Here is a 3,454-nt window from a genome sequence, read left to right as displayed (position 1 = left end):
CTTTGGTCCTGCGCCACACGCCGGGGCTGGGGCGCACCGCGGTGTCCAGCCCCGACGGTGAGCCGCGCGGGGCCATGCCCGAGGGCCGCCGTCCCTCGTCCTGCGCCGCGCCGCCGGGCGGGTCAGCACGCCGCGGTGTCCTCCCCGGCGGTGACCCGCGCGATCGGGGCGGGCGGGACCGCGGCCGGAAGGTCGACCCGAAGCAGCGCGCCACCGCGTGCGGAGCGGGCGACGCTGGCCCGGCCGCCGTGGGCGTCGACGACCCGCTGCACGATCGACAGCCCCAGACCGGATCCCGGCAACGCCCGGGCGCTGTCGGCACGGTAGAACCGGTCGAACACCCGCGGTACGTCGGCGGCGTCGATGCCCGGCCCGGCGTCGTCGACCTCGAGCACCACCGACGCGTCCTCGGCACGGAGCCGGACCTGGACCGGCTGGTCCGCGGGGGACCACTTGCCGGCGTTGTCAATGAGGTTGAGCACCGCCCGCTCGAGCGCAGCGGGACGCCCGCTCACCCACACGGAGGTCACGTCGAGCGCGACCTCGACGTCGGGCGCGCGGGAACGTGCCCGGGTCGCGGCGGCCGCCACCACGTCAGCGAGGTCGAGCAGCTCGGTGTTCTCGTCGCTGACGTCACCGCGCGCCAGGTCGGTCAGCTCGGCGACAAGGGTGCTCAACTCGGCCACCTGGGCGCCGAGATCGTTGAGCAGCCGGGTCCGGCTCTCCGCCGGCAGTGCGCTGTCCAGGGTGCCGCGCCGATCGAGCCGTATCAGCAGCTCGACGTTGAGGCGCAGGCTGGTGAGCGGGGTCTTGAGCTCGTGGGCGGCGTCCTCGGCGAGCAGCCGCTGGGCCCGCCGGGAGTCCCGGAGCGCGGCGAGCATGTCGTTGATCGACTGGATCAGCCGCCGGATCTCCCCGCCGCCCTCATCCGGGATGTCGGCGTCGAGATCCCGGGTGTGCGCGACACGTACCGCGGCGGCGGTCAGCCTGTCGATCGGTGCCAGCCCGGTCCGCGCCACGGTCCGCCCGACAAGGGCGCCGCCGACCACGCAGAGCAGCCCGATCAGCAGCATGCCGAACCCGAACTGGTTGATCGGGCTGTCGTCGGCGACCTGGGCCACCTGGACCGCGCCGTCGCCCGCCCGCAGCGTGTAGATGAGGTAGCCGTCCTCGTCGCTGTCGTTCGACTCCATCAGGTCGGCCGACGCGCCCTGCGCCACCCGCTCGGCGTGCTCGCTGACGGGGGGCAGCGCGGGTTGGCCGGCCGGCGTCCGGGTCGAGCCGTCGGGCAGGATGACCCGCACCAGCCGACCGGATCCGGGATATGGCGGTAGCTGGACCTGCGCCAGACCGGCGCGCTGCGCGTTCGTCGCCAGGACGCGGGAGTCGGCGCGCAGCTGATTCTTGGCGCTGTCCTGCAGCTCCCAGCCCAGTAGTTCGCTGGCCACCTGGAAGGCCACGAACACGCTGACCGCGATGGCCGTCGCCGCGATCACCGTCAGCCTCGCCCGCAGGGACCGTCGGCGCCACCATCGGGTCAGCCGGCGCGGTTCCCGGCCGGCGGGCCTGCTCACGGAGGAGTCTCCCGCAGCACGTAACCCAGGCCGCGCAGCGTGTAGATCAATCGCGGCTCACCCTCGGCCTCCATCTTGCGGCGCAGGTAGCTCACGTATACCTGGAGGTTGTTGGCGGTGGCGCTCATGTCGAAGCCCCAGATCGCCTCGAACAGCGTGTCGCGGGTCAAGACCCGGGTCGCGTTGCTCATGAGGACCTGGAGGAGGGAGAACTCGGTCCGGGTCAGGCGCAGCGGCCGCTCGGCCCGCCACGCCTCGAACCTGTCGGGATCGAGCCGGACGTCGGCGAACGACAGGATCTGCGACTCCCCGTCGGTCGGCGTGCGCCGGCGCAGCAGGGCCCGCACCCGGGCCAGCAGCTCCTCGGTGGCGAACGGCTTGGGCAGGTAGTCGTCGGCGCCCGCGTCCAGCCCCGTGACCCGGTCGGAGACCTGGTCACGGGCGGTCAGCATCAGTACCGGCAGATCCCGACCCGCGGCCCGCAACCGCCGGCAGGTCTCCAGCCCGCCGAGGCGGGGCATCATCACGTCGAGGATCAGAAGATCCAGCGTGTCGCCGTCGGCCCCACCGACCCCGTCGAGCACGGCGAGACCGTTGGCGACGGTGCTGGTGTCGTAACCCTCGACCTGGAGCACCCGCTCCAGCGACTCACGGATGGCCGCTTCATCATCCGCGATCATGATCCGCACGCCGGCCCGCCCCCTTCCAGTCGATGTTTTTGCCGCTCATTGTCCCCGATCAACCTGAGGCCAGGATTAGAGCGTCGCTGGGGACCGCGCCCTTACGGATACCTGCGAAATGGAACCTACCGTCGGCTCATGAGCAAGGCATGTGCAGATGACCGGCATCGCACCGGCAGCTGGCGTCAGCGGGCCTGGTTCAGTGCCCGGGTCAGTTCCCGGTTAGCCGCCCGCGCAGCATCGAGTTCCTCGGTCCGCTCATCGAGCTGGCCCCTTAGACCGTGTCCTACGTGGTGAGGCGGACGAGTCTCTTGCAGCAGCAGAGGGCGGCGGCTAGGCCGAGAAAGGCAAGGTAGTTGCGGGGATTGCGTTCATAGCGGGGGCTGAGTCGGCGGTAGCCGGACAGCTTCGACATGGTGCGCTCGATGACCCAGCGGCGGCGCCCTAATCGTTCGCTGGACTCGGTGCCCTTGCGAGCCCGGAACATAGCCGTACGTCACGGTCGTCAACCTCACACAGGCGCGCAGACGTTGCCACCCACTTCGGCGGACTGGATGCCGGTCGCTTGCCATCGCGGCCTGCGCCGAGGCCGTAGCTTGCTCGCTGACCGGCTTGGGGACTGCAGGGGCTCGGAGAGCGCCGGAGCCGGTTGTGGCGGTAGGGCTCAGCGTCCTCTAAACGAGTCGATACCGCCTATGCACGGCGCCGGAATTCCGCACCGACCAGGTCAACGCCCGAACTAAGATGCGCGGATGAACGACCTGGCGCCGTCCATACGGCGCACCCTGTACAAGCGCGGGCCGCTGCGCCGCGCGCTGCTGGACACCTCAGTGCTGACCACGGACATCATCGCGGCCACACGTCGGCGGGACCCGTCGTCGTCGGTGGCAAAGGAGGTAGCAGCGGACGCAGGCTTCTCGGAACTAACTGAGTGTTTGGTCCGCGGGATGGTTCCGGAATACGCCAGAGACCTGCCTTCTGCCAGCGGCAGAACACCGGCCCGACCGGGCTCGACGATCACTACAGTCCAGGCTCATGACGACGGTTACAACGCGCACGATCGAATACGCGGCCGACGGTCTGACGATGATCGGGCACCTCGCGCTCCCGGCCGGTGTCGACCGCAGGCCCGCGGTCCTGGTCGGGCCCGAGGGGGTGGGGCTCAGCGGCGTCGAGCGCCGCCGGGCCGATGTGCTCGCC

General features: G+C 70.8%; 2 protein-coding genes and 2 pseudogenes. 1 reads left to right on the top strand and 3 read right to left on the bottom strand.

What is annotated here, in order from left to right; translation table 11 throughout:
* Window positions 1-122 precede the first annotated feature (122 nt).
* From ABT116_RS40975 to ABT116_RS40965, 3 genes and pseudogenes are all read right to left on the bottom strand, one after another.
* Window positions 123-1,574, bottom strand: a complete 1,452-nt coding sequence (locus ABT116_RS40975; RefSeq protein ID WP_351645257.1) for a HAMP domain-containing sensor histidine kinase — start codon at window positions 1,572-1,574, stop codon at window positions 123-125.
* Complete coding sequence (locus ABT116_RS40970; RefSeq protein ID WP_351645254.1) at window positions 1,571-2,263, bottom strand: response regulator transcription factor; 693 nt, start codon at window positions 2,261-2,263, stop codon at window positions 1,571-1,573. Before ABT116_RS40970 ends, ABT116_RS40975 begins: the two co-directional genes overlap by 4 nt.
* Before the next feature lie 277 nt (window positions 2,264-2,540).
* A pseudogene (locus tag ABT116_RS40965) lies at window positions 2,541-2,732 on the bottom strand (transposase); the annotation flags it as partial.
* 557 nt (window positions 2,733-3,289) lie between these two features.
* Here ABT116_RS40965 and ABT116_RS40960 point away from each other — a divergent pair.
* Window positions 3,290-3,454, top strand: a pseudogene (locus ABT116_RS40960) (dienelactone hydrolase family protein); the annotation flags it as partial.

The organism is Streptomyces sp. NPDC002130 (assembly GCF_040296465.1).
Classification (GTDB): Bacteria; Actinomycetota; Actinomycetes; order Streptomycetales; family Streptomycetaceae; genus Streptomyces.
The sequence above is the reverse complement of the archived record's forward strand: the minus strand, read 5'-3'. Positions and strand labels throughout refer to the sequence as shown.